25 protein-coding genes and 1 tRNA gene are annotated in these 24,969 nt (G+C 45.2%); 15 read left to right on the forward strand and 11 right to left on the reverse strand.

Features of this window, described 5'->3' with window-relative positions:
• Window positions 1–365: 365 nt before the first annotated feature.
• The 11 genes from QZ135_RS10190 (at window position 366) to QZ135_RS10240 (ending at window position 9,499) form a co-directional block, all read left to right on the forward strand.
• Complete coding sequence (locus QZ135_RS10190; RefSeq protein WP_294608606.1) at window positions 366–815, forward strand: hypothetical protein; 450 nt, start codon at window positions 366–368, stop codon at window positions 813–815.
• Window positions 816–1,009: 194 nt separating this feature from the next.
• Window positions 1,010–1,822 carry a MotA/TolQ/ExbB proton channel family protein gene (locus tag QZ135_RS10195; protein ID WP_294608608.1) on the forward strand — a complete coding sequence of 271 codons (813 nt, stop codon included), beginning with the start codon at window positions 1,010–1,012 and terminating at the stop codon, window positions 1,820–1,822.
• A gap of 27 nt (window positions 1,823–1,849) precedes the next feature.
• Window positions 1,850–2,455, forward strand: coding sequence for a biopolymer transporter ExbD (locus QZ135_RS10200; protein ID WP_294608610.1), 606 nt, complete (start codon window positions 1,850–1,852; stop codon window positions 2,453–2,455).
• Between the two features lie 78 nt (window positions 2,456–2,533).
• Entirely contained in the window at window positions 2,534–3,184 is a 651-nt protein-coding gene (locus QZ135_RS10205) for a biopolymer transporter ExbD (protein WP_294608612.1), read from the forward strand.
• A gap of 26 nt (window positions 3,185–3,210) precedes the next feature.
• On the forward strand, window positions 3,211–4,026 hold the full coding sequence (locus tag QZ135_RS10210) for an energy transducer TonB (protein WP_294608614.1): 816 nt from the start codon (window positions 3,211–3,213) through the stop codon (window positions 4,024–4,026).
• Window positions 4,027–4,036: 10 nt separating this feature from the next.
• The gene (locus QZ135_RS10215; protein ID WP_294608616.1) at window positions 4,037–4,987 is read left to right on the forward strand and encodes a substrate-binding domain-containing protein; all 951 of its coding nucleotides are present in this window, start codon (window positions 4,037–4,039) and stop codon (window positions 4,985–4,987) included.
• 5 nt (window positions 4,988–4,992) lie between these two features.
• On the forward strand, window positions 4,993–6,438 hold the full coding sequence (locus tag QZ135_RS10220; protein ID WP_294608618.1) for a tetratricopeptide repeat protein: 1,446 nt from the start codon (window positions 4,993–4,995) through the stop codon (window positions 6,436–6,438).
• A 166-nt stretch (window positions 6,439–6,604) separates the two neighbouring features.
• Window positions 6,605–7,459, forward strand: a complete 855-nt coding sequence (locus QZ135_RS10225) for an ATP-binding cassette domain-containing protein (RefSeq protein WP_294608620.1) — start codon at window positions 6,605–6,607, stop codon at window positions 7,457–7,459.
• On the forward strand, window positions 7,456–8,295 hold the full coding sequence (locus QZ135_RS10230; RefSeq protein WP_294608622.1) for a hypothetical protein: 840 nt from the start codon (window positions 7,456–7,458) through the stop codon (window positions 8,293–8,295). Before QZ135_RS10225 ends, QZ135_RS10230 begins: the two co-directional genes overlap by 4 nt.
• Window positions 8,296–8,297: 2 nt before the next feature.
• Complete coding sequence (locus QZ135_RS10235; RefSeq protein WP_009132081.1) at window positions 8,298–8,666, forward strand: GntR family transcriptional regulator; 369 nt, start codon at window positions 8,298–8,300, stop codon at window positions 8,664–8,666.
• Window positions 8,667–8,677: 11 nt separating this feature from the next.
• Entirely contained in the window at window positions 8,678–9,499 is an 822-nt protein-coding gene (locus QZ135_RS10240; RefSeq protein ID WP_294608625.1) for a lipocalin/fatty-acid binding family protein, read from the forward strand.
• A gap of 58 nt (window positions 9,500–9,557) precedes the next feature.
• Here the strand turns inward: QZ135_RS10240 and QZ135_RS10245 are convergent.
• Window positions 9,558–9,630: transfer RNA gene (locus QZ135_RS10245), tRNA-Met, on the reverse strand.
• A gap of 236 nt (window positions 9,631–9,866) precedes the next feature.
• Here QZ135_RS10245 and QZ135_RS10250 point away from each other — a divergent pair.
• The 3 genes from QZ135_RS10250 (at window position 9,867) to QZ135_RS10260 (ending at window position 12,001) form a co-directional block, all read left to right on the forward strand.
• Entirely contained in the window at window positions 9,867–10,466 is a 600-nt protein-coding gene (locus QZ135_RS10250; protein ID WP_294608627.1) for a TetR/AcrR family transcriptional regulator, read from the forward strand.
• Window positions 10,467–10,476: 10 nt separating this feature from the next.
• Window positions 10,477–11,223 carry a 3-oxoacyl-[acyl-carrier-protein] reductase gene (fabG, locus tag QZ135_RS10255; protein WP_294608629.1) on the forward strand — a complete coding sequence of 249 codons (747 nt, stop codon included), beginning with the start codon at window positions 10,477–10,479 and terminating at the stop codon, window positions 11,221–11,223.
• Window positions 11,224–11,329: 106 nt separating this feature from the next.
• Entirely contained in the window at window positions 11,330–12,001 is a 672-nt protein-coding gene (locus QZ135_RS10260; protein ID WP_294608631.1) for an RNA pseudouridine synthase, read from the forward strand.
• 81 nt (window positions 12,002–12,082) lie between these two features.
• Here QZ135_RS10260 and QZ135_RS10265 read toward each other — a convergent pair whose 3' ends face one another.
• The 10 genes from QZ135_RS10265 to QZ135_RS10310 all read right to left on the reverse strand — a co-directional run bounded on the left by QZ135_RS10265 (window position 12,083) and on the right by QZ135_RS10310 (window position 24,030).
• The gene (locus QZ135_RS10265; protein WP_294608633.1) at window positions 12,083–13,114 is read right to left on the reverse strand and encodes a DUF4857 domain-containing protein; all 1,032 of its coding nucleotides are present in this window, start codon (window positions 13,112–13,114) and stop codon (window positions 12,083–12,085) included.
• A gap of 36 nt (window positions 13,115–13,150) precedes the next feature.
• Window positions 13,151–13,819 carry a hypothetical protein gene (locus QZ135_RS10270; RefSeq protein WP_294608635.1) on the reverse strand — a complete coding sequence of 223 codons (669 nt, stop codon included), beginning with the start codon at window positions 13,817–13,819 and terminating at the stop codon, window positions 13,151–13,153.
• 131 nt (window positions 13,820–13,950) lie between these two features.
• Entirely contained in the window at window positions 13,951–14,838 is an 888-nt protein-coding gene (locus QZ135_RS10275; RefSeq protein ID WP_007667645.1) for an ABC transporter ATP-binding protein, read from the reverse strand.
• Between the two features lie 294 nt (window positions 14,839–15,132).
• The gene (locus tag QZ135_RS10280) at window positions 15,133–15,705 is read right to left on the reverse strand and encodes a PepSY-associated TM helix domain-containing protein (protein ID WP_294608638.1); all 573 of its coding nucleotides are present in this window, start codon (window positions 15,703–15,705) and stop codon (window positions 15,133–15,135) included.
• Complete coding sequence (locus QZ135_RS10285) at window positions 15,692–16,276, reverse strand: hypothetical protein (RefSeq protein WP_294608640.1); 585 nt, start codon at window positions 16,274–16,276, stop codon at window positions 15,692–15,694. Before QZ135_RS10285 ends, QZ135_RS10280 begins: the two co-directional genes overlap by 14 nt.
• A 71-nt stretch (window positions 16,277–16,347) precedes the next feature.
• Window positions 16,348–17,889: a DUF6850 family outer membrane beta-barrel protein gene (locus QZ135_RS10290; protein WP_294608642.1), complete on the reverse strand. Its 1,542-nt coding sequence runs from the start codon at window positions 17,887–17,889 to the stop codon at window positions 16,348–16,350.
• A gap of 14 nt (window positions 17,890–17,903) precedes the next feature.
• Window positions 17,904–19,217, reverse strand: a complete 1,314-nt coding sequence (locus QZ135_RS10295; RefSeq protein WP_294608644.1) for a DUF4876 domain-containing protein — start codon at window positions 19,215–19,217, stop codon at window positions 17,904–17,906.
• A gap of 21 nt (window positions 19,218–19,238) precedes the next feature.
• On the reverse strand, window positions 19,239–21,971 hold the full coding sequence (locus QZ135_RS10300) for a TonB-dependent receptor (RefSeq protein ID WP_294608646.1): 2,733 nt from the start codon (window positions 21,969–21,971) through the stop codon (window positions 19,239–19,241).
• A gap of 183 nt (window positions 21,972–22,154) precedes the next feature.
• A complete protein-coding gene (locus QZ135_RS10305) occupies window positions 22,155–22,397 on the reverse strand; it encodes a hypothetical protein (protein ID WP_294608648.1) in 243 nt (80 codons plus the stop codon).
• 277 nt (window positions 22,398–22,674) lie between these two features.
• Window positions 22,675–24,030: a sigma-54 dependent transcriptional regulator gene (locus tag QZ135_RS10310; protein ID WP_294608650.1), complete on the reverse strand. Its 1,356-nt coding sequence runs from the start codon at window positions 24,028–24,030 to the stop codon at window positions 22,675–22,677.
• Between the two features lie 91 nt (window positions 24,031–24,121).
• Between QZ135_RS10310 and QZ135_RS10315 the strand changes: the two genes are divergently transcribed.
• Window positions 24,122–24,961 carry a peptidylprolyl isomerase gene (locus QZ135_RS10315; RefSeq protein WP_294608652.1) on the forward strand — a complete coding sequence of 280 codons (840 nt, stop codon included), beginning with the start codon at window positions 24,122–24,124 and terminating at the stop codon, window positions 24,959–24,961.
• Window positions 24,962–24,969: the final 8 nt, after the last annotated feature.

Consider the following 24,969-nt stretch of genomic DNA (forward strand, 5'->3'; position numbering starts at 1 on the left):
TAGAGAGAAGCCTCCATATCAATTGATGTGGAGGCTTTTTGTATTTACACCATTTTGAAAACTATCCCAATTCTCCTCATCTTGCATGCAAATAGCATCGTTATGAGGAAAAAGTGAGGTCTGTATTTCTCTTGTAATACTTCTTGTTTCAACCCCTGAACTAATGATTAAAACTACTTAAAATCAGGGAATTATATTCATTCTTTGTTTCGATATTCAGTGTTTTATTCGTACCTTTACTTCGTATTAAAAGGTACTATAATACCTTTAATCAATGAACAATTATTTTTTATTTAAAATAAACTTCGATTTTAGTAAAACAAAAAACAGCAGATAGCTGTTGTTATTATAGAATTGAAAACGACATGAGAACAACTGTAAAGACATTTTTGGTATTTATGCTACTGACATTGGTATATAGTCTAAGTAGCAGCGCCGTCAACTTTACGGGGACGGTCGATAAAGAAGCAGCCGCTTGCAAAGTAAGTGCTTCTTCTTCATCGCTGAGAAATGTCTCTTCAGATAATGTCGTTAACGATACAAGAAGCCTGTTTACTAATACCAAGTTCATGTGGTCTACTGATGTGGAACTTGGCAACAAACCTATCTCAGAAAGATATTCTTTTAATTCCCAGCGTTTCCGTAGAGCTATGGAAACTTCTATATTCCTTAAGGGAATTTTCTTAATCTTATCTCAGCATCAGAATCTGATGGTGCATGACCAGTCGAAACTATACTATTCGGATAAAGATCCGCATTATACTTCCTTCAGTAGTGAATACTACATCTATACTTTACGACGGATTATAATTTAAATTTCCCGCAGACTAGTTTTCCCTTTCCATCTTTCCCAAATGTGGCTGAAAGTTGGCGATCTCTTACATCCCTAACTCTAGGGTGAGGTTATACGGGTGATTACGGTATATTGATACCGTGAGGGGGAGAACTGTATCCATACGAATTATTCTAAAAAATCAATTTTAATACAAAACCATTTAAATTTTTCATCATGGAAACTACTCAAAAGAAATCCGCCTCTTTTAAAGGCATCAAGTCTGCCGGTTGGGTAATCGTAATTTGCTTTATCGTAGCCGTGCTTATTTTTCACTTTGTGTTGGGAAATCCCTCTAACTTCATGAACAATGACCCGAACAACCATCCGCTGCCTGGAAACTTCCTCGGCACTATCTATAAAGGTGGATTCATTGTTCCTGTTATCCAGACTCTCTTGCTGACCGTTATTGCATTGAGCATTGAACGTTACATTGCTATCGGTGCTGCTTTTGGTAAAGGTCCGTTGGCTAAGTTTGTTGCTAATATCAAAGCTGCCCTGGCTGCCAGTGACATGAAGAAAGCACAGGAAATTTGTGACAAACAACATGGTTCTGTTGCCAATGTAGTAAATGCTACTTTGAAAAAGTATGCTGAAATGGAAAATGATACCAATCTGTCTAAAGACCAGAAGTTGCTTGCCATACAGAAGGAATTGGAAGAAGCCACTGCGCTGGAACTGCCGATGATGGAGCAGAACTTGCCTATTATCGGTACTATCACTACTCTGGGTACATTGATGGGATTGCTCGGTACGGTTATCGGTATGATTCGTTCGTTTGCCGCTCTGGCTGCCGGAGGTTCTGCTGACTCAATGGCGTTGTCACAAGGTATCTCTGAGGCCTTGATTAATACGGCATTCGGTATCTTGACCGGAGCACTCGCCGTTATTTCCTATAACTATTATACCAATAAGATTGATAAGCTGACTTACAGCCTTGATGAGGTTGGATTCTCTATCGTGCAGACTTTTGCCGCTACGCATAAGTAAATTGACTCAATTTTTAATTTAATAATTATGGGTAGAGCGAAGATAAAAAAGAAAAGTACGTTCATCGATATGACGGCGATGAGTGATGTGACAGTACTGCTGCTGACCTTTTTCATGCTGACATCTACGTTCGTGAAGAAAGAGCCGGTGCAGGTCACCACTCCGGCCTCTGTTTCCGAAATTAAGATTCCGGAAACGAATATCCTGCAGATATTGGTCGATCCGAACGGAAAAGTGTTTATGAGTATGGACAAACAGTCTGACCTGCGCGAGGTGCTGGAAGCCATGGGACAAGAGTATGGAGTGACATTCACTCCGGAGGAAACCAAGAAGTTCGGATTGGCATCTACTTTCGGAGTACCGATGAAGAGTATGAAGAAGTACCTCGACTTGCCGCAGGACCAGCAGGATGCTGTGTTAAAGAATGAGGGGATACCTACTGACAGTATCGACAATCAGTTTAAAGCATGGGTGCGCAATGCCCGTGCCACGAACAAAGATTTACGTATCGCCATCAAGGCGGATGCCAATACTCCTTATTCCGTAATCAAGAATGTGATGAACTCACTTCAGGACCTCAGAGAGAATCGGTATAACCTGATTACTTCTCTGAAGACTACTTCTGAAGAGTAGGGAACAAGGGGCAAGAGGGATAATACACCCTCGTAGACTTGTCAACTGAAACCTCGTCAACTAAAAAAATAGAATATTATGGCTGAAATACAAGAAAGCGGCAATAAGAAAGGCGGAAAAAGCAAGCAGAAGAAAATGACTGTCAGGGTGGACTTTACACCAATGGTGGACATGAACATGTTGCTGATTACCTTCTTTATGCTTTGTACCTCACTGAGCAAGCCTCAGACGATGGAGATAAGTATGCCGAGTAACGATAAGGACATTACCGAAGAACAGCAGTCGAAAGTGAAGGCATCACAGGCTATTACTCTGCTGCTGGGTAGTGACGATAAAATGTATTATTACGAAGGAGAGCCCAACTACAAGGATTATACTTCGCTGAAGGAAACAACCTATCAGCCGGATGGTCTGAGGGCAATGCTCTTGCAACGTAATAGGGCTGCTGTAAATGAAGTGAACGAACTGAAACAGCAGAAACTGGACCTCAAGATATCAGAGGATGATTTCTCGAAGCGGCTTGCTGAGATAAAGAGCGGGAAGAATACACCGACAGTGATTATCAAAGCCACCGATAATGCTTCGTACAAGAATCTGATTGATGCACTCGATGAAATGCAGATATGTAATATAGGTAAGTATGTGATTACCGACATTGCCGAAGCCGACGAATTTCTGATAAAGAATTTCGATAGCAAGGGTGAATTGTCGCAGAACATTGCTGAATAATGTGTAACACCTAAAAAAGTAAGAATATGGCTAAAGTAGATTTAAGTTCTTCGGAATGGTGCGACCTTATATTCAACGGCAAGAACAAGGCATACGGTGCTTATAAGTTGAGGGAGACTTCTCCGAAACGTCATAATATCGCTGTGATATTGGTGATTGTCATCGCATTGGTAGGGTTCAGCATTCCTACTTTGATAAAGATGGCTACACCGAAGCAGAAGGAAGTGATGACTGAAGTGACTACTCTGTCTCAACTGGAGGAACCGGAAATTAAACAGGAAGAGATGAAGAGAGTGGAGCCTGTTGCTCCCCCGCCTCCTGCTTTGAAGAGTTCTATCAAGTTTACCGCTCCGGTCATCAAAAAAGACGAGGAAGTAAACGAAGAGGATGAAATGAAGAGCCAGAAGGAACTGACTGAAACAAAAGTTGCCATTTCTATTGCCGACGTGAAAGGTAATGACGAAGCGAACGGTAAGGATATTGCTGACCTGAAACAAGTGGTTACGCAGGCCGAGCCGGAACCTGAAAAGGTCTTCGATATGGTAGAGCAGATGCCTCAGTTCCCTGGTGGGCAGGCAGAGATGATGCAGTTCATCAGTAAGAACATGAAGTATCCGACTATCGCTCAGGAAAACGGTACGCAAGGACGTGTGACTTGTCAGTTTGTGGTAGGTGCCGATGGTCGTGTGCGCGATGTGAATGTACTGAGAGGTGTAGACCCTTATCTGGACAAAGAAGCTGTTCGTGTGATAATGTCCATGCCTAAGTGGATTCCCGGCAAGCAGAACGGTAAAGCTGTGTCGGTGAAGTATACAATACCGGTTGTGTTTAGATTACAATAATATGTGTGTGATGAAAACGGTGAAACAACTTCAGCTTTTAGGTTTGGTGATGATGCTGGCTTCTGTGTCGGCATGCCAGAGCAAGCCCAAGGACGGACTGACGGATACATACACTTCGGGCGTGATAGCGATTGCTGCGGACGAAAGTTTCCGGCCTATCGTGCAGGAAGAAGTGGATGTGTTTGAGGGACTGTTTCCTTTGGCAGGAATTGTACCCCGTTATGTGACGGAAGTGGAAGCCGTCAATCTATTGCTCAAGGACAGTCTGCGGTTGGCGATTACCAGTCGCAGGCTGACACCGGAGGAGATGAACTCTTTCAATAGCCGGAAGTTCTTCCCACAGGAGATAAAGATAGCCACGGATGGATTAGCGTTGATTACCAATAAAGATAATCCCGATACACTGATTACCGTGAATGAGATCCGCGACATCCTGACGGGAAAGACCGCACAATGGAAAGACATCTATCCGGCATCCCGGTTGAAGGATATCAGTTTGGTATTTGATAACAAGAATTCCAGTACCGTACGTTTTGCGGTAGATTCCATTTGCAAGGGTGCTCCGTTGTCGGACCAGGTAAAGGCGTTGAAGACCAACCGTGAGGTCATCGACTATGTGTCAAAGACTCCTGATGCTATCGGTATTATTGGCGTGAATTGGCTGAGCGACCGTAATGACAGCACAGGACTTTCCTTTAGCAAAGAAGTACGGGTGATGTCCGTCAGCGCTGCCGACAAGGCGACGCCGGAAAACAGTTTCAAACCCTATCAGGCATATTTGTTTTACGGTGATTATCCGTTGGCACGCAGCATCTATGCCCTGTTGAATGATCCGCGGAGCGCTCTTCCGTGGGGATTTGCCTCTTTCCTCTCTTCCGACCGGGGACAGCGGATTATTCTAAAGTCGGGATTAGTGCCTGCTACCCAACCGGTGCGGGTGGTGAATATAAAAGATAAATAACTAAAATGAATGCTATTATGAAAACGATGTTAATTCTTAGTATGGGAGCATTGCTGTTGGCCGGCACTGTTTCTGCACAGGCGCCTGTGAACGAATGGCAGGCTGGGGTAGATAAAATGAAAAACTTGGTTCAGACCAATCCCGAACAAGCTTCTGAGGAAGCCGGTGCATTGCTGAAAGGGAAGAATAAAAAGAATGTGGACCTTGTGACTTCCATAGCCCGTGTTTATCTGAATGCCGGAAAGCTTACCGATGCTCAGGAGTATCTGGCAATGGCGAAGAAAGCCAATAATAAGGATCCGAAAGTGTCCGTACTGGAGGGCGACATAGCTCTTGCACAAAAGAATGTGGGACAAGCCTGTCAGCTTTATGAACAGGCCATTTACTTCGACCCGAACTGTAAGGAGGCTTATCTGAAATATGCGCAGGCCTACAAATCTGCCAGTCCTTCATTGGCCATCGAGAAGCTGGAACAACTGAAAGCTGTGGAACCGGATTGTCTGGAAGCTGACAAGGAATTGGCTGAAGTATATTATTCCAGTAATCGGTTTGATAAAGCTGCCGCGATGTATGCGAAGTTCATCAATACGCCTCTTGCTACGGAAGATGACATGCTGAAGTATGCATTTGCCTTATTCCTGAACCATGACTTCGAGAAATCGCTGCAAATAGCCCAGAAAGGCTTGCAGGCGAATGCCCGTCATGCTGCATTCAACCGTCTTGCCATGTATAATAATACGGACTTGAAACGTTATGAAGATGCGGAGAAAGCTGCTGATGCTTTCTTCCATGCTTCGGACAATGCGGATTATTCTTATCTGGATTATCGCTATTATGGCGCTTTATTGACTGCGTTGAAGAAATACGATGAAGCCATTATAGAATATGGCAAGGCGCTTGAGAAGGACAATACGCAGACCGACTTATGGCGTGAAATCTCCGATGCTTATGAAATGAAGAACGATTATGCACAGGCTATTGCTTCTTATCAGAAGTATTATGATGCATTAGCCAAGGATAAAAAGACCCCTGAAACCTTATTCCAGCTAGGGCGTCTTTATTACGGACAGGGCACGTCTTCGGACACGCTCACCGTGCAGCCTGCCGACCGTATGGCGGCGTTGCAGTCTGCTGACTCTGTATTCGCACTTGTTTCCGAACAAGCTCCCGATAGCTATCTGGGAGATATGTGGCGCGCCCGGACCAATTCTGCCATGGACCCCGAAACTACCGACGGGCTGGCGAAACCTTATTATGAAAAGGTGATGGAGGTGTTGCTAAGTAAAAACGATCCGAAGTATAATTCTCCGTTGATAGAGTGTTACAGTTATCTGGGATACTACTATCTATTGAAGAGCGACTATCCTACTTCGAAGGAGTACTGGAATAAAATTCTGGCTATAGACCCCGCCAATGCTACTGCCAAAAAGGCGTTGGATGGCATCAAATAGCAACAATTTTAGTTGTTTGTCGTGTCGGGAGGAGTGGAGAGTGATTCTTAGCTCCTCTCTTTTTTTGCTTTTTTTTGAGGAAACGCTTGGAATATTAAAAAGTTTGCCTACATTTGCGGTGTACTAATAAACTAATACACTAAATAACTAATAAATATCCAAGCTTATGCTACGAGTAGAAAACATTTCGTTCAGTTATCGTCGGGGCAAGAAAGAAGTTCTGCACGATTTTTCGCTTTCATTGGAGAAGGGTAGAGTATACGGGTTGCTGGGAAAGAATGGCGCCGGTAAGTCTACATTGCTTTATCTGATGAGCGGTTTGCTCACCCCCAAGAGCGGGAAGGTGATTTATCATGATACTGATGTGCGTCGCAGGTTGCCTGTCACTCTGCAGGATATGTTCCTGGTACCTGAAGAGTTTGAACTTCCTTCTATATCTCTGGTCAGCTATGTGGAGTTGAACAGTCAGTTCTATCCCCGTTTCAGCAAAGAAGATATGGTGAAGTACCTGCATTATTTTGAGATGGAGCAGGATTTGAATTTGGGAGCTTTATCTATGGGGCAGAAAAAGAAAGTATTCATGAGTTTTGCATTGGCTACCCATACTTCATTGTTGATTATGGACGAGCCAACCAACGGACTTGATATTCCGGGTAAAAGCCAGTTCCGTAAGTTCATTGCTTCCGGCATGTCGGATGACAGGACAATTATTATCTCTACTCACCAGGTGCGGGATATTGATAAGATATTGGATCATGTAGTGATTATGGATAACAGTCGTGTATTGCTTGATGAGTCTACCGCCAGCATTTGCAACAAGTTGCTTTTCCTTGAAAGTGATGACCGTGAAATGGCGAAGACTGCACTTTATACATTGCCTTCCGTGCAAGGCAACTTCCTGATGCTACCGAATACGGAAGACGAAGAATCGGAGATTAATCTTGAACTGCTGTTCGGTGCTACGCTTGCCGCACCACAGAAGATGGCAGAAATGTTTCACCCTAAAAAGAATGAACAATGATACGCGATACTTTTTTTAGTGCACCCCGTTTTGTGAGCTTATGCCGCAAAGAAATGGTGGAGAGTTGGAAAGCTAATTTGCTTAGGTTTGTAATGATGTACGGCATAATGGCGATTGCTTTTATATGGAATGGCTACTTTCAATATAATCATCCGGAAGGTCTGATTAATAGAGGGATAACTCAGGACCCTATATGGACATTTGAATTGGGAGCTTTCATTTGGGCGCTTGTTATTATGGGACTTCTGAGCGCTTCGTTCATTATGGAACGCATGAAATCTAAAACGAACCGGATAGCTATGTTGATGACGCCTGCTACGATGTTTGAGAAGTTTTTCTCCCGTTGGCTGGTATTTACTTTCGGCTTTCTCATCGTATTCCTGATAGCTTTCAAATTGGCGGATTGGACACGTGTAGCGGTTTATATGGTCAGCTATCCCGAGTTGAAAGATATTATTTCCTCTACTCCGCTTTCCCATCTGGTAGGAAAAGGACAATTCTGGACGGTTTTTGCTGATTGCAATTATTTCATGTTAGGAGTAAGCGCTTATTTCTTTGCACAGTCCTTGTTTGTTTTGGGTAGTTCCATCTGGCCGAAAAACTCATTTGTGAAAACTTTCTCAGCCATTGTGGTCGTTGCTATCATTTATATAGCAATAGGATCGGTACTGGGAAAAATAGTATTTGAAGCACGTGGTGTTCGTGGAGTGAATCAGGATATATCTGATGAAGCCATGACACTTTGGACTACAATCGTCTTCTTTGGTATGGCTATCTTCAATTGGATAGTCGCTTATTTCCGCTTTAAAGAATCTGAAATCATTAACCGCTGGTAAGTATGAATTTTAAAGAAAGTAAAGCCATCTACCTGCAAATAGCAGATCGGATTTGTGACGAGGTACTTCTTGGTCAATATCAGGAAGAAGAACGTATACCATCCGTCAGAGAATATGCGGCTGTGGTAGAGGTAAATGCCAATACGGTGATGCGTTCGTACGATTATTTGCAATCACAAGGGGTTATTTATAACAAGCGGGGCATTGGCTATTTTGTGTCTGCCGGTGCTCGCGAACAAATCCTTTCATTGCGGAAAGAGTATTTTCTGAAAGAAGAGGTGGATTACTTCTTCAAGCAGATGTACACACTCGGTATTTCGGCAAAAGATATGTCGGATATGTATCAGGAATATAGTAAGAAACAAAAATAAAGAAGAAGATTATGAAACGAACAACTTATATAATATTTGGAATGCTGCTTGCCGGATTGGTGGTTATATGCGGTGGCATATTCTATAGCTCTACGTTATTTTTCGACGGGAATGATAACTTTATGGATATCAATGGAGAACAAAAAACAGTGCAGTTGCCAGAGTGCAAAGTGGTGCAGTTGGTGACAGATAGAGATATCATTGTGGATGATAACGAAATAAAAGAAATAAGAATGGTTGCATTCAGTGAGATACCGCTGAAGGTTCGTCAGGCGCAAGCAGAAAACGGTACTTTCACTTATGCTTCTGATATGGATAAGTATATGACGATGAATACGTCGGGAGATACATTGCATATTGTATTCAATTTCTCCAAAGAAAAACTGGAGAAGAAGTACCAGGATATGTCTTGGCTTAATGTGCGCTCCAAAGAGATGATTTTGGCCTTACCCGCTGATATACAAAGGATAACTTCCAATTTGATAAGTCAGCAGGTGAACTTTAAAAATCTGGATTGTGACACATTGTCTTTTGCTGTAGAAAACCGTGCCACTATAGAAAATTGTCGATTTAGAGCCTTGCATGTGATTAATGGAAATTTGAATTTTGACAGTGGAGAAGTGAAAGACTTACATCTTCGGCTGGATAACATACACTCCTGGCATGTAAATAAAGAATCTTTTAGCATTGATACTGAGTATCTCTATGCACATGGTAACCCAAGATGTACAATAGAAAAAGGAGAGTGTCGCCAAGTGGTTTGGATGCCCCAGTCAAGTGGAGCCACGCTGAATATAAACCTGAAAGAAGCCGCACGAATCGTTGTGGAATAACAATAGGAATAGTCAGGATACAAAAAAAGACCGTTGAAAAACGGTCTTTTTTATTTAGTTGCGGAGATCCGACTCGAACGAATGACCTTTGGGTTATGAGCCCAACGAGCTACCAACTGCTCCACTCCGCGATGTTTTGTGGGTGCAAAGGTACGGCTTTTTATGAAACTAACAAATAAAATCCGTTTTATTTTCTCTAAAAAATGTGATGTTGTTTCTAAACTGTTGATAAGTAACATGATAGTGTATGCTTTTTTTTTCTTCTCTTCCTATGATGGAATGTTAATAAAACACACGATTTCTTGTGTGGTATGCAGAAAAGTTTTACTTTTGCTCAAATTATTAAGCAATGTGCAATTATTAATATATGACTGTATCGAAGACAAAAGCTAAATTAGTGGATGTAGCCCGTCAGTTGTTTGCAAAGATGGGTGTTGAGAATACCACGATGAATGATATCGCTCTTGCTTCTAAAAAAGGTAGAAGAACTCTCTATACCTATTTTAAAAGTAAGGAAGAGATCTATACGGCTGTTGTCGAGTCGGAACTGGAGATTCTTTTGGATGTGATGAAGCGGGTGGCAGAGAAAGATATTTCACCCGACCAGAAGATTATCGAAATGATTTATACTCGCCTGGATGCTGTGAAGGAGGTGGTATATAGGAATGGAACGCTCCGTGCTACCTTTTTCCGTGATATATGGCGGGTAGAGAAGGTGCGCAAACGTTTTGATGCCAAAGAACTACAGCTTTTCAAGGATGTACTCCAAGAGGGTGCGGAGAAAGGGGTATTTCAGATTGACGATGTCGATATGACTGCCGAGCTGGTACACTATTGCGTGAAAGGTATCGAAGTACCTTATATACGCGGACACATAGGCGCTAAACTGACGGATGAGGAACGCGACAAGTACGTGGTCAACATTGTGTTCGGTGCGCTGCATAGAAAAGAAAACTTTAATCAATAATTAAAAAAGTATGGGATTATTAGATGGAAAAACTGTCATTGTGACTGGTGCTGCACGCGGCATCGGTAAGGCGATCGCTTTAAAGTTCGCTTCTGAAGGAGCAAATATTGCATTCACTGACCTGGTGATTGATGAAAATGCAGAGAATACAACCAAAGAACTGGAAGCAATGGGCGTGAAAGCTAAAGGTTATGCTTCAAACGCTGCCAGCTTTGAAGATACTGCCAAGGTAGTAGAAGCCATTCATGCAGATTTTGGTCGCATTGATATTCTGGTAAACAATGCAGGTATCACTCGTGATGGTCTGATGATGCGTATGAGCGAGCAACAATGGGATATGGTTATTAACGTTAACCTGAAGTCTGCTTTCAACTTTATTCATGCTTGTACTCCGATCATGATGCGTCAGAAAGCAGGTAGCATTATCAATATGGCTTCTGTAGTAGGTGTTCACGGTAATGCCGGACAAGCCAACTATGCAGCTTCCAAGGCTGGTATGATTGCTTTGGCTAAGTCTATTGCCCAGGAACTCGGTTCTCGCGGCATCCGTGCCAACGCTATTGCTCCGGGCTTTATCCTGACCGATATGACTGCTGCATTGTCTGACGAGGTAAGAGCCGAATGGGCAAAGAAGATTCCTTTGCGTCGCGGCGGTACTCCCGAAGACGTGGCAAACATTGCTACCTTCCTCGCTTCTGATATGTCTTCTTATGTATCAGGACAGGTGATCCAGGTAGATGGTGGTATGAATATGTAGTTTAAATTAAGAATGAAGAATGATGAATGAAGAATTTTGCTACGCTATGCAAGTATGCCGCAAAGTAATTCATCATTCTTCATTCATCATTCTTCATTAAAAAAAAATGACTGTCGTATACGAGGACAATCATATCATTATAGTCAACAAGACCGCTTCCGAGATCGTTCAGGGAGACAAGACGGGGGATACGCCGCTTTCGGAAACTGTAAAGCAGTATTTGAAGGAGAAATACCAGAAACCCGGTAATGTTTTCATCGGTGTTACCCACCGGCTGGACCGCCCCGTGAGCGGTCTTGTTGTATTTGCTAAGACCAGCAAGGCGTTGTCCCGCCTCAATGAAATGTTCAAGAATAGTGAGGTGAAGAAGACTTACTGGGCTATCGTGAAGAATGCTCCGAAGGAGCTGGAAGGAGAATTGGTGAACTATCTGGTGCGCAATGAGAAGCAGAACAAGAGCTATGCATATGATAAGGAGGTGCCAAAAAGTAAAAAGGCCATCCTGAACTATCGCCTGATAGGAAAGTCGGAGAATTACTTTCTGCTGGAAGTGGATTTGAAGACCGGACGGCATCATCAGATACGTTGCCAGTTGGCAAAGATGGGATGTCCTATCAAGGGAGATTTGAAGTATGGCTTTGCCCGCTCCAATCCGGATGGAAGTATTTGCCTGCATGCACGTCGTATCAGCTTTGTGCATCCGGTGTCTAAAGAAATGATTGAAGTGGAAGCACCTGTACCGCCGACGAATCTCTGGCAAGGCTTTCAGATGATATAAGAAAGAGCTTATTATAAAATAGAAATGCATCAAAAGGCTGAATAGTTTTTTGACGCATTTCTATTTTATAGTAGGCTCTTATCAAAAACGTGGCTTCACATATTTATCCTGAGAGGAAGTAAAACGTAATCCCGGTATGCTGTTACTCTTTCTTGGGAAGCTGATGGACTTGATAAGCGAATAATCATCCGCATCCAGTGCATAATATTCGTCCGCGTCGGCTGTTTTCACACAAACCGTCCAGTCGAACATATTTCCGAAGATGGACAGGGCATCCTCTTCAGGATTGAAGGAAGGAACTCCGGTCTTGATCACATCATAAGTCTTATTGTTCAGCACATAGAAGTTGTTATCCACATCCGTCAGGAACCCCAGTGTCTTGCGGTCCTTGAACTCCGTGATGAAAAGATACTTCGCATTTAAGCCTTCCGGCAGGGAAATGGCACGTACATACGGGCGCCCTTTTGTCTGTTTCAGATGGAAAAGTTTTCCCTCATTATCCAGAACCAGATAACCTTCATCGTACTCCTTGCGAGTGGTGGGATTACCGGCCAATCGGCGGGCAGGGAATTTAAACCCTTTCTTCACCATAGCCTCTGTGAACAGTTGGCTTTTGTCTGTATCTACCGTATTGGTTTTCATACCGATAAATTCAAGATTTTTCGAGGTGACGCGGAATACATCATCGGGCATACTCAGGTCCACACGTCCCGACATACTTTCCAGCAAAGGATAAAGCTCTATCTTGGAGGCATTGATATCCGAAGCTGCCGAGCGGAAGCTGAAATTCGTAAGCTGCACCTCGCGCGGAGTGACGGCAACGCCATTGATGCTGTCCGGGAACCGCTCATCCGCCATAAGCTGGCGCATGTAGAAGAACGGGAGAATACTGTCCGTCTGCTCCTGTGTATATACATTGCCGGACTGGTCGCGTCGTACCACGCCTTTACCATCTTCATTGCCCATGGAGAGGAAGTCGCCGAGGACACAACTGTACATGGAAAAAGGAACCTTCGATGGCTTTGCCGCAAAGAAAGAATAACACCAAGGCAACTGCCAGATAATGAGCAATGCAATAGTGATGTATAAGAATATTTGACTAAAACGTTTCATTGTCTTTTTCGTTCTTAATAGTGAATGTATAACCTGTTAATCTTGTTCGCCTGCCTTGAACCGTGCGATGGAGAGCCATGAGAGACTTGCCGTGAGCAGGGTGTAGATTGCCAGCCAGGGCAGGAAAGCGTTGTAAGCTTCCGGTGCCGGAGCCAGGAAGAAGATGCGCAACAGCAATACAGAGATTACCAGATTGAGGACGCGGCGTTTCCAGGTCGGTTCCAGGCATATCCATGAAATCAGAAGATAAGCGGCAATACCTGCCAGATACCAGGGAAGAGCTGTCAGCAGAATCCGCGAATAAAGTTCCGGAGCCAGGACGCCTTGCATGTAAACCGTCATCAGCAGGTAGTTGGCGGCAAAGCAGATAAGTAACACTACCAGTCCGTAGAGCAGCATCAGGTTAATCATCCGCAGTTGCGGGTAGGGCAGATGCAATGTCAGTTTCAGGCATTTATGGTGCATTTCGGGTACGAATTGTACCAGTGCAAGCAGTATCCCGACCAATAGTGGAATAAATTCCAGTAAATCCACGAATACGGTATCCCGTGCCAGCATAACTTCCCAAACGTGTTCCACGCCTTTCATGCTGGCAACACGGTTGATGCGCAACATCGAGTATCCGGCAAAACCGAGCGTTACAAGCAGTGCAAGCAACAGATACCAGCGGGTTTTAATCCATTCTTTATAAAATATAGCGTTCATGGTGAATTAAAAATTAAAAATTGAAAATTAAAAAATGATACTGAGATATTGAAAATTGAGAATTGAGAGGTGATACAACAGCTACACTGCGCAGCTGTTTTTTAATTTTTAATTCTCAATTTTTAATTTAATCAGTATTTTCCCGTCAGTCCGATAAAAGCATCTTCCAGGTTTACAGTCTCGCATTTCAAATCGCTGTAAGGCACTTGCAGGGCTTTGAAACGGGTTTCTACTTCTTGTTGAGGCAGGAACGAGAAGGTTTCCAGCGTGTTTCTGATAAGAGACGGATGGTAGAAATCCTTATCTTCCGGCATCTTGTAACCTTCGGGCAACGTGCAGGTATAGCGGCGTATCGTGTCCAACAGTTCCTTTACGGGCTGCTGGATGAGGATACGTCCGTAATCCATGATGATGCAGTCGTCTACCAGGCGTTCCATATCCTGAATGATGTGCGAGGTCAGGAAAACAGTTTTGTTTTCCGAGCGGGCATAGTCACGCAGATAGTCCACGAAGAGGCGGCGGTAGCCGGGGTCCAGACCGAGAGAGAAATCGTCCAGTACCAGCAATTCCGGGTTTTGCGCCAGGATAAGTCCCAGTGCCACTTGCGAACGTTGTCCGCACGACATACGCGAGATGCGCTGTCCGGGAGCTACTTTCAGTTTATCCATCAGGTCGTAGTACGCTTCTTTGCGCCACTGTCCCGGATAGAAAGCAGAATAAAACTTCTCAATCTCCCGGATGGTCATGAACTGATATTGCACATGTCCCTCGATGAGCAGGCCGATATTACGGCGTGTCGAAGGGTGCATGGTCTGAATGTCCTGTCCGAAGATGGAGCATTGGCCGGAGCGGGGTTTCAGGTAACCGCTCAATATATTGATCGTTGTGGTTTTTCCTGTACCATTTTTCCCCAGCAGTCCCAGGATGCGCCCTTTAGGCACGCTGAAGCTGAGGTTTTCGTAAATTAACCGTTTGCCATAATAGTGCGTCAGGTTATTGCATTCAATGATATTCTCCATTGATATCTTTTGTTTTTAGTATTGAACCTATTTTAATAACTCGTTAGCTGCATGGATTGATCTCGGAACTCCTGTAGGTAATTCTGTTTACCCCAAATGGTAACTCCATTTACACGCCGTGGTAAAGACCGTTACATGCCGAGGTAAAGAGCGTTACAATACGTGGTAAAGGTCGTTACATCCTGCGGTAAATGCTTTTACCTCTTGTGGTAAATGCTTGGTAAATGCAATGCTTTGATAATTAGACTGCTAACCAATGCTTATATCTCAGGCTATATGCGAAGCTTGAGTCGTTTATAGAAATAGAAAAAGTAGCGGAATCAGTATACCTGCTGCAAGTTCTATACCTCCTCGTCCCCACAAGCCTTTTGGTCCTTTCAGCATCACCATTCCCGTGACGGTAATAATGATGAGTCCTACGGCAAATACATCTGCGAAGTGAGTCCACCATCTTCCGGGATTGTAATGCAGCTTGGTCAGGGCGCTTATCAACGGACGACGTGTCAGCTTCTCGTAAACGGCTTGCTTGGTCTGCAGATTGACCATCAGGTTGGAACCGCCTTTCAGGAATACCTTCATCTGGTTTTCCTTCGGGAAGTAATGTTTGGTATAGTTCTTTTCTTCACCGAGTGGTGCCAGCAGCTTCAGGACATCATCCTTTTTCATTCCGGCCTGCGGGGGCATCACTTCGGTAACGGTATATTCCTGTCGCTCTACCGAGTAATTGGGATTGATCGTATTCCGGTGGTTCATCACAATTCCGGAGATGGCATATATCAATACCATCCCCGAGAAGAAGAATGAGAGGTCCCGGTGGATGGTCCGGCTCCATTTCCGAAATACGGTTCCCGCCTTACTGAATTTCATAGTTGGCGGCTTCCATATAATAGAATGACAGATAGGGCTTTCCTGATTCGGCCTGACGCTTGGCTATTTTGGCGCGGAAGTCGGCGATACGTGCTTCGGGCGTATTGGCTGTTTCGCCGCGTGCTTTCTTCTCAGTGCTGCATCCGGCTTCGCCTTCACCGTGCTTTTCGGCAGCGGCAGCTTTCAAGCGTGATTCCCATTGTTGCAGATAAGCTTCGTCCACACGTTGTTCTTTCAGGGTTCCGGTGACGCGGACGATGCTGTTGACACACTTCGTATCGAAAGAACCCAGTTTGGCTGCTTCTACACGGATGGTCTGTGTGTCGTCGCTACCCATCAGGAAGATTTTGGTGGCGCCATGCTTGCAGGCATGTGTACATACACCTTCGATGGTGATTTCTTGGTCGGTCAGTGACTCGGCATTGGCAAGGAGGTCGTCTATTTCCATTGCACCGGAGGTCTGTTCGGTGGTTGCGGTTTCTTCAGTGCTCTTCTGCTTGTTGCTGCAAGAAGTTCCGATAAAGAATAACGCCATGATGGCGGCTGCGATTGATAATGTTTTAGTTCTCATTGTTGTTTTTTGTTTTATTGTTAGTTATACTTTTGTTTATTACGTAATTCACTATAGATGGAAGGAGGCCTTTAGAAAGAAATTCCCAGAGATACTTCTATCCGGTCTGTCCCACCACATTTATCATATTCCTGATGCAGCCAGTTGGCTGAGAGGAATACGGCATACCGATCATTGAGTATATAGTCCCCGCGCAGTTTGAGGGCAACGGAGGCGTGGTCGTCACTGAGGTAATCGATGTTCGAGAGTAAAGTGCTGCCTACTGAACCTTTGCTGTCCAGTCCCGTCAGGGAATAATCAGACTTCACATTGGAAGTATATCCACCGGCAACGCTTGCCGATAACAGCATTTTCGACACTTTCCAGAGGGATTGTGCTTCCAGTCCGCCGCTTGCAGAGGCTATTTCAACATAGCGTCCGTTTCCTTTATATTCGGGTTTCGTCTGGCAGTAGCCGGCGGTGGGGAGCAGAGTCCATCCCCAGCGGCGGTTCCCGTTGAGGCGTTGTCCTATCATACCTTTCAGTCCGGCTTTCAGTGTCGTATTTTTGAACTGGTCCACACTGCTGATTTGGGGATAAATGGCACCGGACGGTTCGCCGAAGATGTTTTCAACACCCGTACGCTGTTGCAATGCGGCAAGCAAGTGCACTCCATATTCCCATTCACGGTTGAGGTGTGTCCATGCAGTTTCTAACGAAGCGTCTATGTTCTTTATTTCATTGATGGGAGTGTAATTGGTGCTGGACAACTCTTTGGTCAAATGAAAGTAGTCCGCCCGCAATGAAGCGGAAAAGCCATTATTGTCCCCTTCCTTGCTCACCGGAAGCAAATCGACGCTGCCGCCTATGCCCTCGCCTGTGTAGCGGGTGCTGGTCTGCGTTCCCGCAAAGCGAACGTAATCCATGCCCAGCCCAAGCATTTGGTAGACGGATGTGGAACCTTTATCGGCAAGGAACGAGATTTCGCTCTTCTGATTGTACTTACGGGCATGCACTGCAAGACCTAAGTTATATTTCCCGCTCAGGTTGCGTGAAAGTGCGAGGCTCGCCTGCAAATCGGAAATGATGTTACGCGGACGCGGGTCTTTGTCGCGGTAAGCAATCACCGCGCGATAACCCAGTTCGGCACCGGCAGTCCATTCGCCGAAGCGGTAGGCATACCCTCCGGAGAATTTATATTCCTCTTCTTTCATGAAGCCGCCGATGGAGTCGCCCACTACGTAAGGGTAGAGGAGAGAGTAGTCGGAATTCTCATTCCAAACCACATCTTCCCTGCGTCCGTTGCGGTAGGAGGCTTGCCCGAAAAGCCGGTTGCGCGGATTCAGTACGACGAAAGAGTTTACTTCTGCGCTGAAATCTTTTTTCCCGTTTCCTTCCTGTGCCAATGCAGCATCACCACGTTGCTCGTACAGTCCCTTCACGCTGACGCTTGTCAGACTGAAAGGACGCTGTTCGAAACGGATGGCGGCATTCTGCCACACTTGGTTGCGGAATACAGCCATCCGACTGTATTCCGACAATAGTTTTTGTTCGACAGTAAGCGTATCTGCTGCGGCCAGTCGTAGGGGCGACAGGACTATTGCGGTCAATATGATAAGGAAACGTTGTCTCATGCTTAATCTTTTGATTATTGGGCCGGTAAGAGGGTGGCACGTACCGAAGGCTCAAAGTCTACGCTTGAGTTATTGGTATCTTGCAATACTTTACGTCCGTCTTCGGTGGTGTAGGCTGTTCTGCGGACAACTGCCTTGCCGTAGTTTTCGGCAATCGTACTGTTCACACCTATATAGGCATATCCCATATCCAATGCCATGCTTGTCACGTTCCATACATATTTGTTCTTCGGACTCAGGTTGACAGCGTCTATAATCCAGCTATTGGGGAATTTGTATTCGGTGAATACCTTAGATTGGTTTCCGGTTGCCAGTGTATAAGTATAGTCGTAGGTATACTCTTCCAAGTATTGTTTGGAAGTCATTCCTGCCGGTAGCCGTCCGATAGCGTATGACCTGTTGCCTTGTTTAGCCAACACCCAAACGGTTTTGGTGTAATTGTACATCATGTCCAGATTGGGCACATCCGGATTGTCTATGTCCGGGTTGGAGGTGCTGGTAGACTGGGTGTACCATTCAAAGTCAGCCTTACTCAGGTCGGCCGAACCGGGGTTGGCTTCTTGATGGTTTATGGCATTATCACAAATGGTGATGCTTTCTCCCGGCAACACCGGATAGTCTGTACCGCTTCCGGGAACCATGGCTATCACCTGCACGGTCATGGCTTCCTCCATAATGTTCGGGGTGTAATCGTTTTTGGTAACGGTCAGGAATTTAGATTCAAGCAATACCAGTCCGTCGGCATACAGCGTTTCGGTAGAGTTGTTGTGGATGCGGATATACTGGTCGCCGTTATACTGCTTGTTTGTTTCCGCATTCAGGGTTCCGGCGGCAAAAACTTCTGCAATCACGAAATCACCTTTCTCGTCCTTGTTCAGCACATAGACGGGCAGGTTCAGTGATATGGTTCCACCTTTTACTTCCACATTTTGCTTGGCACCTTGAACGTCAACATCAGCGGTTTTGGTTACTTCTACCGTTTCTTCTTTTCCGTCCTCATTGGTTATAATCTGGGTTTCCTTGTAACTATAGGATGCGGTACCTATAAAAGTTACGTTATACAGACCGTCGGTCAGCGTGGCCAATGTGCTTTGGACTGCCGCACGGGTCAGGGTAGAGGCATAATCAACTCTTGTCTCAAGTCCGGTGCTGATGTCGGTAAACGTGTATGTTCCCGTCTTGACGGTCAGGTCGTCTCCGATACTGTTGATGACATTTAATCCCATGTCTACCTGTGTAGTGGCAACGTCGTCGTCGCTACAAGCGGTCATTGCAAAGCCCCCTGCCAGCAGGAGTGCCCATGCGAAATACTTTACTCTTTTCATCATAATCTATTGTTTTTATACTTGTTAAAATCTTAAGTTGGCTTCCATCCCGAAGTATGGGTTATAAGTGCGCTTGACCTCTCTCGTACCACTGTGATATATGGGTGCTACGTTCAGCAAGCGGTTTACAAATAATGACAGTTGCATATACTTCCCGATTTCTTTGGTCGCTTTCAGATTGATGCCCATTTCAAAGGGAACCACTTTGCGGTTGAAGTAATCGTCGGCATATTTGTTTACTAAATGTTGCAACTGCACGTCCGTGGCGTCAGCTTCTGTGAAGAGATGTACTTTTCCTCCTTTATCCACGTAACTCACCGGTGTTCCGTTGTTCCAAAGGCTTTGTGAGGCGGTGTACCAAGTGCACTGTGCTGTCACAGAAAAAGCCATTCCTATTCTGTTCAGATAGGTGTCGGCAGTGACATTCGTATTGAATACTTCATTGGTGGAACCACTTTCCCAATCATACAGACCTACATATTGCAATTGTTCTCCGTTCAGTATGATGGATGACTCTTTATATTCGGGCATACTATTGCTATAAGTTGTTTTTAGCCAGGCGCCGGTGACGGTGAATCTGGTTTTCAGTTGCTTGATACGTTGGGACGAGAAAGTGAACTCCACACCCTGCTTGCGTACACGTGTACCGTTTCCGGCCATTTTGTAGGCGTTGATTAAAGTATCTTCTGCATAGGATAGACCTTCCAGTGTGGGCGGACCGGTCAGTTCGGAAGAGTTGATGGAAGAAGTATCGTACTTCTTGTAAGCCAGTGTGCGGTAATAGGAAATATCGCGGAAAGCATTGTTCATGCGTTCCTGAAAATAGGTGACGGAGAATTGGTTTCCTTTATGTGCCACATTCAGGCGCACTTCCCATTTCTGGTTGCGTGCAGGTTCCAGGTTATAATTCGTATTGTCCCATTTATAGGTCATCATGTTGATGCGGCGATAGTCGGCATTGTTATGGTAGTAGTTCAGTTGCACTACGTCCACATATCTGGCATCCGGATATAGCTGTGCGGTGGTCGGGAGCTTTGACAACCAACCGATGCCGGCGGATATGTCGATCAGCCAGTCCTCGTTGGCACCCAGTGCGGGGAGTTGCCACTTCAGGTTAAAGCGGGGATCGAGGTATATTTTGCCTTGAATAGCATAGTCGCCGGATAAGCCTAACAGAGAGTTGGCGCGTACACCTGCCGAGAGGAACAGTTCATGCTTGCCGAGGGGCAGCTTCATTTGCTCTTCTGCATAAACGGATACGTCCTGCCGTGCCGGGATGTCATTATAACTCCGGGGGCGGGTGGTCGATGAGGTGTTCAACGGGCGGGTGGTGTCATATACCTGTCCGTCTCCGAAGTTCTTGCTCAGATTCCATTCCGCACCGACTTTCAGCGTGTGAGAGCTTTTCATCCAGTGAAAGGCGAAATCGCCGATTATTTTGGCATTTGCATAGAAAGGCTTGCCGTCCACCAATACATTGGCTACGTAGTTATAAGGAAGGTAAAGTCCGTCCGCCTCTCCCTGTTCCGTGCTGTTGGGGATACCGGTGGGGCGGTCCAGTGATACCGACTTCCGTTCTTTTATCTTGCTGAACTCTTGCGAAACGGATGCGTTGGCACGCAGCTGGCGCAAGAAAGAGTGCTCGGGGCGCTTCAACACCCATTCGCCGCCCAGCGTCATTTTATCATAAGAGGACTTGTAAGAATCTTCCTTTACGGTAATATCTTTATCACGTTTCACATTGTCGAATGAACCGGTATAATCGGCGTTGATACGCCAGTCTATGTGTCCAATCTTTGCTTTGTAGTTAGTATTCAGACGGGCGGATGCGGTGATGCGTTTGTAGTTCTCACGGCTGTCGCGCGGATCTACTTTCGAATCCAGATAACTAAGATCCAGATTCAGTACATTGGTGCCGCTGATTGCCCAGCCTTTTCCGGCGGAGAACAGTTTGCTTACCTGGTCTGCTTTGAAACGTGCAGTCAGGGGAGAGGCGCTTGATTTCCGTTTGATGTTTACTAATCCTCCGGTCAGGTTTCCGTATTCTACAGAAGGTATTCCCCGGATGATTTCCACACTTTCTATATTGTCTGTTGAAAGCGTACGCATATCTACACCTTTGGATACGGACTCTTTGTCACCTTGATTTGTTCCTTGCAGGTATTGCAAGTTGGCATCAGTGTTTACGGTCATGCCGTCCACCACAAATCCCACTCCTAAAGAGGCGATGGTTTCGCTGGTGCTTCCGGCTTCACGGATTTTTATCAGATTGGCACTGCCCATGTTCGGGTCAACGGACTTTCCGCCGGGAAGCAACTCCAGCAAGTCGGTGAAACTTGTCGGTTGCAGATGTTCCATTGCCCTGCGGTCTATTCTTGACGCACTGGTCAGTCCTTTCGACTCCGAAGCGGTAATCACTACCTCATTCAGTGCTAGGGTCGATGAAGTGAGTTGGAAAGACAGGGTTGTATTTTTGGAGATAGAGAGAGTCTTTGTTAACTTGTCATATCCCAGATAAGATACGGTTATTGTATATGTTCCGGCTGATAATTTGGAGAAAGAATACTTTCCGTTCTGGTCGCTGAGAGCGCCATACCAAGTCTTATCCGCAGTCTGTAATTGAATGGTGGCAAAACTTAAAGGCTCTTTGGTCTGCGCATCTTGTATAGTTCCGGTGAGGGTGTAACCATGTTGGGCAGAGGCAGATAAGTGATTGATAAACAGAATTGTTATGATATAAAGAACTTTGCGAAACATCTTTATGGATTTGTTTGCAAAGTTATGTAGAATGGGAAACGTGGGAAATCGCTATATATAGGTAAATTGTGGGTAGAGTTGTGGATTTTGCTACTTATAAATAGGTATTGGTCAGAAACAACAAAAGCCGTTCCCCAGAATAGACAAGTAGGGAGCGGCTTTTGTATGTTAGCGTGCTTACTATTATTTGGCAGGCTGTGCAGGTGTTTCTGCTGCAGGCGTTTCCGTTGCAGGAGCTTCTGTCTTGGGCTCTTCTGCTTTCGGTTCTTCTGCTTTGGGTTCTTCCTTGGCAGGCTCAGTTGCCTTAGGTTCATCAGTCTTTTCCGTTGTCGGTTGCTGAGTCTTCACGGGATCCTGAGCGTTTGCCACGAAAGAACCACCACAAACAAACATAAACAGGGCTGCTACTAATACTAACTTTTTCATAATCATTTGCTTTTTAAGTGTTATACTATATATATTTCTAAGTTTAAAGTTTAGGTTTCCTCTTTTTTGGGGAAGCTTGTCGCTTACATATGAATAGTTGCAAAGGTTGTGCCAAGAGGAACTGATGATAGGCAAGTGGTTGATTATTAGTGAAGTTGGTGAGTGGGGAAAGTGTGGCACAGTGTGGAATTGTGTGGAAAGTGTAGAAACAAGTGTGGAAAAATTCCACACTGTGGTGGTCTGCACCATACTAAAGCCGTAGCCAAAGCGTGTGGAATTATAAGTTTATGTCGTACAAACTTAATTTATTGTACAACGTCTTCCGGTCAATACCCAGCAACTGTGCTGCCCGGCTTTTGTTGTTTCCCGTTTGTCGCAATGCCTCGATAATTTTTTGTTTTTCTGTTTCCTCATTGCGCAGGGGTAAACCTATGTGGGTATGGATAGGCTCTTGAAGTTCGGTCAGTTCGTTCGGGGTGATGAACTTGCCTTGTGCCAGCAGGGTAGCACGGCGCACAATATTCTTCATCTGCCGGAGGTTACCCGGCCAGTGATATTCTGACAGTGCTTTGGATGCCGCGTCGTCGAAACCAATCAATTGTTTATCCAGCTCGCGGTTGGCTTGGTCGAGGAAGAAGTTTGCAAAGAGAAGAATATCTTCCCGGCGGTCCTTCAGTTCGGGCATGCGCAGGGTGAATTCGTTGATTCGGTGGAACAAATCCTGGCGGAAGGTTCCTTTTTCGATAGCCTGCTCCAGATCTTCATTGGTGGCCGAAACTAAACGTATGTCTACGGTGATTTCCTTATTGGAACCTACCGGACGAATCTTCCGTTCCTGCAAGGCTCGCAATAGTTGTATTTGTACTTCATAACTGAGATTGCCTATTTCATCCAGAAAGATAGTCCCGCCGTTGGCAGCAACGAAAGCGCCTGTCTTGTCCGTCAGTGCTCCGGTGAATGAACCTTTTATGTGTCCGAAGAATTCAGAAGCGGCAAGTTCTTTAGGGATAGAGCCGCAATCGATGGCAACAAAGGGTTGCCCGGCACGTTTGCTGAGTTGGTGGATGCGATGGGCTACGTATTCTTTTCCCGTTCCGCTGGCACCGTTGATGAGTACCGACATGGTGGTGGGAGCAACCAGCCTTACATAATTATATAATTGTTTGGCAGCGTCGCTTTCTCCTTCCAGATAATCAGAAGAACCGCTTCCTGAGGCTTGTGAGTGGGTGTTGTCCCCTTTATCGGAACGGACGGTCTGTTTGGGTGAAGCAGATGGTTGCTTTATCGCTTCGCCTATTTTCTTCAAAAGTTCTTCCGGATTTACCGGTTTGGCAACGTAATCGCTGGCACCTAATTTCATGGCTTGCACGGCCGACTGGATGTCGGCATAGCTCGTCATCATGATGAGTGGGATGGACATACCCTGAGTTCCTAACCACTTCAACAAATCGATGCCGTCCTTGTCGGGCAGACGCAGGTCGGACAAAATCAAGTCGGCACCCTCCGTTTCCAGATGCTTCTGGGCGCGGGCGATACTGCTGACGGAAGTTACCTGGAAGCCTTTTTTGCCTAACCAGGTTTTTAGCATCATACCGTAAGTAATGTCGTCTTCAACGATGAGTATAGATTTCATTGCCTTAACTTTTGTCTCTTTTAAGACACAAAGGTAAACCGTTTTACCTGAAAATCGTATATTTGCAAACTTAATTTAAATAAAAAGCGTTATGAAGAAGAATTTTATTGTAATATTAACCATACTGATTTGCAGTGTAACAGCCTGCCAGTCGGGACAAAAGAAAGATAGAAATATGAGTGAAGAAACTAAATTAAAGATTGAGACATCTGCAGGTGACATCATTGTGAAACTGTATAATGAGACGCCGCAGCACCGTGATAATTTCATTAAATTGGCGGAACAAGGAACATATGAAGGTACGCTGTTCCATCGTGTCATCAAGGATTTTATGATACAAGCAGGTGATCCTGAATCAAAGAATGCACCTAAAGGCAAGATGTTGGGTGCGGGCGATGTAGGCTATACGATCCCTGCCGAGTTTGTTTATCCGAAGTATTTCCATAAGAAAGGCGCATTGTCTGCTGCACGTCAGGGTGATAATGTGAATCCGAATAAAGAGTCTTCCGGTTGCCAGTTCTACATTGTTACGGGTAAGGTGTACAATGACACTACCTTGCTTGGTATGGAGAACCAGATGAATCAGAACCGTTTGACAACTGTGTTCAATACTTTGGCACAGAAGCACATGAAGGAGATTTATAAGATGCGTAAGGAGAATGACCAGGACGGGTTGATGAACTTGCAGGATACATTGTTTGCACAGGCTGAGGCAGAAGTTGCCAAGCAACCGGAATTCCACTTTACACCGGAACAGGTGAAAGCTTATACTACAGTGGGCGGTACTCCGCATCTGGACGGCGAATATACTGTGTTCGGCGAGGTTGTTGAAGGCATGGATATAGTAGATAAGATACAACAGGTAAAAACGGATCGTAGCGATCGCCCGGAAGATGATGTGAAGATCAAGAAGGTGACAGTGCTGAACTAAACTGTTGG

This window comes from uncultured Bacteroides sp. (genome assembly GCF_905207245.1).
Classification (GTDB): domain Bacteria; phylum Bacteroidota; class Bacteroidia; order Bacteroidales; family Bacteroidaceae; genus Bacteroides.

What these genes read in the sequence shown, in the direction of transcription:
- QZ135_RS10210 (WP_294608614.1), top strand. Translation starts at nt 3,211, where the DNA reads ATGGCTAAAGTAGATTTAAGTTCTTCGGAATGGTGCGACCTTATATTC.
- QZ135_RS10220 (WP_294608618.1), top strand. Translation starts at nt 4,993, where the DNA reads ATGAATGCTATTATGAAAACGATGTTAATTCTTAGTATGGGAGCATTG.
- QZ135_RS10235 (WP_009132081.1), top strand. Translation starts at nt 8,298, where the DNA reads ATGAATTTTAAAGAAAGTAAAGCCATCTACCTGCAAATAGCAGATCGG.
- QZ135_RS10270 (WP_294608635.1), bottom strand. Translation starts at nt 13,819, where the DNA reads ATGAACGCTATATTTTATAAAGAATGGATTAAAACCCGCTGGTATCTG.
- QZ135_RS10240 (WP_294608625.1), top strand. Translation starts at nt 8,678, where the DNA reads ATGAAACGAACAACTTATATAATATTTGGAATGCTGCTTGCCGGATTG.
- QZ135_RS10215 (WP_294608616.1), top strand. Translation starts at nt 4,037, where the DNA reads ATGAAAACGGTGAAACAACTTCAGCTTTTAGGTTTGGTGATGATGCTG.
- QZ135_RS10230 (WP_294608622.1), top strand. Translation starts at nt 7,456, where the DNA reads ATGATACGCGATACTTTTTTTAGTGCACCCCGTTTTGTGAGCTTATGC.
- fabG (WP_294608629.1), top strand. Translation starts at nt 10,477, where the DNA reads ATGGGATTATTAGATGGAAAAACTGTCATTGTGACTGGTGCTGCACGC.
- QZ135_RS10300 (WP_294608646.1), bottom strand. Translation starts at nt 21,971, where the DNA reads ATGTTTCGCAAAGTTCTTTATATCATAACAATTCTGTTTATCAATCAC.
- QZ135_RS10285 (WP_294608640.1), bottom strand. Translation starts at nt 16,276, where the DNA reads ATGAGAACTAAAACATTATCAATCGCAGCCGCCATCATGGCGTTATTC.
- QZ135_RS10200 (WP_294608610.1), top strand. Translation starts at nt 1,850, where the DNA reads ATGGGTAGAGCGAAGATAAAAAAGAAAAGTACGTTCATCGATATGACG.
- QZ135_RS10295 (WP_294608644.1), bottom strand. Translation starts at nt 19,217, where the DNA reads ATGATGAAAAGAGTAAAGTATTTCGCATGGGCACTCCTGCTGGCAGGG.
- QZ135_RS10205 (WP_294608612.1), top strand. Translation starts at nt 2,534, where the DNA reads ATGGCTGAAATACAAGAAAGCGGCAATAAGAAAGGCGGAAAAAGCAAG.
- QZ135_RS10275 (WP_007667645.1), bottom strand. Translation starts at nt 14,838, where the DNA reads ATGGAGAATATCATTGAATGCAATAACCTGACGCACTATTATGGCAAA.
- QZ135_RS10190 (WP_294608606.1), top strand. Translation starts at nt 366, where the DNA reads ATGAGAACAACTGTAAAGACATTTTTGGTATTTATGCTACTGACATTG.
- QZ135_RS10290 (WP_294608642.1), bottom strand. Translation starts at nt 17,889, where the DNA reads ATGAGACAACGTTTCCTTATCATATTGACCGCAATAGTCCTGTCGCCC.
- QZ135_RS10280 (WP_294608638.1), bottom strand. Translation starts at nt 15,705, where the DNA reads ATGAAATTCAGTAAGGCGGGAACCGTATTTCGGAAATGGAGCCGGACC.
- QZ135_RS10225 (WP_294608620.1), top strand. Translation starts at nt 6,605, where the DNA reads ATGCTACGAGTAGAAAACATTTCGTTCAGTTATCGTCGGGGCAAGAAA.
- QZ135_RS10305 (WP_294608648.1), bottom strand. Translation starts at nt 22,397, where the DNA reads ATGAAAAAGTTAGTATTAGTAGCAGCCCTGTTTATGTTTGTTTGTGGT.
- QZ135_RS10260 (WP_294608631.1), top strand. Translation starts at nt 11,330, where the DNA reads ATGACTGTCGTATACGAGGACAATCATATCATTATAGTCAACAAGACC.
- QZ135_RS10315 (WP_294608652.1), top strand. Translation starts at nt 24,122, where the DNA reads ATGAAGAAGAATTTTATTGTAATATTAACCATACTGATTTGCAGTGTA.
- QZ135_RS10250 (WP_294608627.1), top strand. Translation starts at nt 9,867, where the DNA reads ATGACTGTATCGAAGACAAAAGCTAAATTAGTGGATGTAGCCCGTCAG.
- QZ135_RS10265 (WP_294608633.1), bottom strand. Translation starts at nt 13,114, where the DNA reads ATGAAACGTTTTAGTCAAATATTCTTATACATCACTATTGCATTGCTC.
- QZ135_RS10195 (WP_294608608.1), top strand. Translation starts at nt 1,010, where the DNA reads ATGGAAACTACTCAAAAGAAATCCGCCTCTTTTAAAGGCATCAAGTCT.
- QZ135_RS10310 (WP_294608650.1), bottom strand. Translation starts at nt 24,030, where the DNA reads ATGAAATCTATACTCATCGTTGAAGACGACATTACTTACGGTATGATG.